The 3,865-nt window shown below is 34.9% G+C and carries 4 protein-coding genes; 1 reads left to right on the top strand and 3 read right to left on the bottom strand.

What is annotated here, in order from left to right:
• The first annotated feature begins 1,043 nt into the window (after window positions 1-1,043).
• A complete protein-coding gene (locus DW793_RS13860) occupies window positions 1,044-2,135 on the top strand; it encodes a hypothetical protein (RefSeq protein ID WP_118158493.1) in 1,092 nt (363 codons plus the stop codon).
• Here the strand turns inward: DW793_RS13860 and DW793_RS13855 are convergent.
• The 3 genes from DW793_RS13855 to DW793_RS13845 all read right to left on the bottom strand — a co-directional run bounded on the left by DW793_RS13855 (window position 2,120) and on the right by DW793_RS13845 (window position 3,744).
• A complete protein-coding gene (locus DW793_RS13855; RefSeq protein WP_118158494.1) occupies window positions 2,120-2,512 on the bottom strand; it encodes an RHS repeat-associated core domain-containing protein in 393 nt (130 codons plus the stop codon). The two genes, DW793_RS13860 and DW793_RS13855, sit on opposite strands and share 16 nt — an antisense overlap.
• Window positions 2,513-2,593: 81 nt before the next feature.
• Complete coding sequence (locus DW793_RS13850; RefSeq protein WP_118158492.1) at window positions 2,594-3,112, bottom strand: hypothetical protein; 519 nt, start codon at window positions 3,110-3,112, stop codon at window positions 2,594-2,596.
• Between the two features lie 11 nt (window positions 3,113-3,123).
• Window positions 3,124-3,744 carry a polymorphic toxin-type HINT domain-containing protein gene (locus DW793_RS13845; RefSeq protein ID WP_118158491.1) on the bottom strand — a complete coding sequence of 207 codons (621 nt, stop codon included), beginning with the start codon at window positions 3,742-3,744 and terminating at the stop codon, window positions 3,124-3,126.
• Between the last annotated feature and the right edge of the window lie 121 nt (window positions 3,745-3,865).

Raw genomic sequence — 3,865 nt, 5'->3', positions numbered from 1 at the left:
ACAAAGGAAGATGATATATCGTTTTAATGCGAATAATAGTTGTTTATTTTCTGTATCACGTTTGCTGAATAATAGTTGTTTATTTTCTGTATCACGTTTGCTGATACCATCAATAGTGAAATTCAATGTCATTCTTATTATATAATGAGTGTTCAACTTAGATAGTTGATATTTTCCGCCAATCAGTTTGTACATTATATCCGAATACGCTTGTTATTCCTTGTTGAAAACGCATAAACTTCAGATAAATTTTTTATTTTATTGATAAAATGCATTGACTTTTGAACAGAAATATGATAAGATAAAATTGTTAAAAGAAGTATAAGTTTAGTGTATCTAAGTCATTTAGATGCTATTTTTTGTATCAAAAATAGAGAGCTCACATTCGTTAAAAAAAGAATGTGGGCTCTCTTTTTGCTTTTTTGTGGTTTTTGCTAAATGTGGCAAAAAAATTACCTCAGCAATTCCAACAGGTAATACTTGTTTAAAAAAGTCCAACATTGCATTCCTGATTTTCGGAAACGCAAAAAACAGTTTTGTAAAAAATATGTAGTTGAATAAACAGTTAAGACTAATAACGTTTTGTATAGCATATATGATCGTTTTTTAAAATATTGGCATATATGAAACCTATTCCATTCAAAATCTAATAAAGGTCCATCCCATAGATCTTTATTATAAATGCACTGACCCACTTTGTTATAGTTTGCATTATAAATCATACGGTTTGTAGAAGCTTTTGGCATTTTACAAATTTATTAATAAAAAAATATAATACTCCCAAAATGGTTCCACTAATTGTTTTTTAGATCAATTAGTCTACCTGACCAGTAGCGCGAGGTTCGGCGTAAGAGAGCCACTAACACTATAAAGGTGTCCACTGAGCATGTCTTTCGAAAGACATGCGTCTTCATTTGGTGGTCGGAGAATGATCCGATTCACTGGCCTTAGCGTGCTGCTAAATAACACCTTTATACTGTTAGTATCAACTGCACTTGACCCCACCCACACACAAAGCAAGAACCATAAAGAGGAGTATTTCGATGAGTAAATTCAAAAGAATAAAGAGAATAATTGATGGTAAAATTATTGAGATAGAAATTGGTCATAATACGTTGCAGTACGTCCTAACAAAAAGATTAACAGGAATGCGTTTCTTTGGTACAAAGAAACATAAACTAAAAATCAAAAATAGTATCAAGAGAGCCAGAATTAAGAATTTAAAAGACAAAGGTTTCTCAGATGAAGAAATTGAAAAGTTTTTAGATGAAATAGTCATTTATAAATGGAGGATATTTACAGAAAGCAGCTTTAATAGATATATTAAAGTAATAAAACAATTTTGCAAATATCTTAAAGCAAAGTTTCAGACAAGTCACCTAACAATGTTCGAGGCTGAAAAATATATACAGGAGTACATTGATGTACGAGAAGCAAGGGGGTTATCAGCTGATACTCTCAACACTGATCTATCTGCGTTATGCAAGATTTTCGGTCAAAAAATAAGTGACTACAGACACCCTCCTCGCCATGGGGTTCATTTAAAGAATGATCCGACAAAATACAATACTGAAACGGGTGAAACAACTCGTGATGTTGGATTGACCACAGGTTTAAGACGCCGTGAACTTGGGCACTTAAAAGTCGATGATATAAAATTCATTGACTGCCAAACTGTCCACATTTTCAGTATCGGTAAGGGCGGTAAGCATAATCGTACTGTATTGAAAGGAATAGTCGCAGTTTCGAAGCTAAAAGAATACATTAGAGAAGCAGAGGAGAAAGGTAGTGATTTTTTGTTAACAAAGGCCGAAGCACGAGTTCCAGATGCACTTCATTACTGTCGAGCAATATGTGCACAGAATACCTATTATGCCGTTTTGCAGGACATGGAAAATGATCCTGCAAAGCGTGCAGAATACATTCAGAAAATCAAGGATGAGTTTAAACGCTACGGTAGAAAACTCAAAGAGAATCTCGACAAACCTTATCGACTTCGAGGATATAACAGAGAAGCAGCATTATCAATCGGCAAGCCAATTGTCTACGATCGAGTGGCAGCGATGTATGTTAGTCTTTTCATTCTACAGCACTTTCGCACGAACGCCACTATTTTACATTATTTAGTGAAATAGCGAATCCAGCCAAGTTTATCAACATAGAATGGGTGTGTCAGCGTAGCAGAAATTGTTTCGCCATTTACACAAATATGAACAAGCTCGTCAAATACAAATCCAATACCCGGAAGCATTCCAAGCAGATCAAGAATATCATGTCCCGTAATTCCGTCAAGCCAGTTAAGAAACGGACTTAGTCCGAACGGGTCGTTCAGGCTTATCGGATTGCCGTTGACATATGCGTACCTGTTCAAAGTCGGGGTATTGACGATTGAACCCGTCATAACGTCCTGATTGATAAAACGCTTAATCTCGGGGTTGTAATACCTCGCCCTCATGTAGTAGAGACCGTTGCTGTCCGTAGCTACGCCGAGTTCGCCATTATACAGGAACATTATATCTATCAAAAAGAAAGAGCAGCGTAAGGCTATTACGCTGCAATTACAAATAATGAAAAAATTTTCAATACTACAGCTTTAACCTAATGTAAATCCATCTTCAGTAATCATTCTGATTGCTTCTTCATCTATATATTCTTTAATTGTATATCCCCCATGCTTGCAATATGTATACTTTTCTGCTTCTATATTTTCATATAAAAGATGTTTTTTTAACCATCGAATGATCTTGTTATACTCTTTTGTCATGAGTTCTCTATCCGCATTTTCATCATACAGATCATCAGATGTCATCCATACTCTTCCGTTTAGGATTCTTTTTACAGTTTTGGTGATTGGTCTTGATATAATGTACTCGATAACCGGATTATAACAGCCATCTATATATTTTACTATACCCGTATCGCGCAAATATATTTTGCCAAATTCTTTTTTATATAAGTACACTTTAAAAGAACTATAAATATCAGACGGTGCAATATAGGTTACCTCTTCACAGACCCCGTCATCTACGTAACAAAAGCCTTTGTTTGTGAGAAAATCCACAAACTCCTGTCGCATTTTATCACTCATGTAAAAATTTATCTGTCTACCCATGATTAACCTCACTAATTCATATATATAATAGGACCACTATCGCTATTATATGGTATAAAATAAATTGGTGCGCCATTATATTTAGATGAATTCATAATATCCTCTATGGCTTTGGATTCTCTGGATACAGGCAAACCATTTTTGTTTACCTTTCCAACCTGATATATAGAAACTATCTCATCACCATCATACTCAACGACATCAGCAAATCGCTTATTTTTATAACCTCCTGTTGTATCAAACATCATTTCTTTATCAGGATAAGAGTTATTTCTAGCTTTAATATCGTCTTTAATTTCCTGAGTTTTTTGCTGATGTTCAGTACCGCCTTTTCTTCCATTTGGACTCGGGCACTCATTATGCACCAACACCCCACACTCGCCCACAAAGTAAGTATGGAAATCCTCAACCTCAAAGTTATAAACCTTGATAGGTGATTCAAGAATTTCGTGCTGAACCCATTCAACTGTTACAAGTTCACCATTGCTGAGAACAAGCACGTCGCCTGCACGAAGTGAACGTGCTAAAGTCCAACCAAGTTTATCAACATAGAATGGGTGTGATGGCGTTGCAGAAATTGTTTCGCCGTTTTCTTGTTCAATAAGCCCTGTTACGTATACAAAATAAGTTATATCATCTCTAGAATATGAATAAACATATTATTGTTAATTTTAAATTTAAATAATAATGCCATTTCCCATTTTCCAAAACTTCAATTCTTCATCTGTTAAATGCTCCATATCAAATTCACTT

Source organism: Ruminococcus sp. AM31-15AC (assembly GCF_003462045.1).
GTDB classification, from domain to species: Bacteria; Bacillota; Clostridia; order Oscillospirales; family Ruminococcaceae; genus Hominimerdicola; species Hominimerdicola aceti.
Note: the sequence above shows the minus strand (reverse complement) of the source record. Positions and strands in the feature narration are given on the sequence as shown.

What these genes read in the sequence shown, in the direction of transcription:
- DW793_RS13860 (WP_118158493.1), top strand. Translation starts at nt 1,044, where the DNA reads ATGAGTAAATTCAAAAGAATAAAGAGAATAATTGATGGTAAAATTATT.
- DW793_RS13855 (WP_118158494.1), bottom strand. Translation starts at nt 2,512, where the DNA reads ATGTTCCTGTATAATGGCGAACTCGGCGTAGCTACGGACAGCAACGGT.
- DW793_RS13850 (WP_118158492.1), bottom strand. Translation starts at nt 3,112, where the DNA reads ATGGGTAGACAGATAAATTTTTACATGAGTGATAAAATGCGACAGGAG.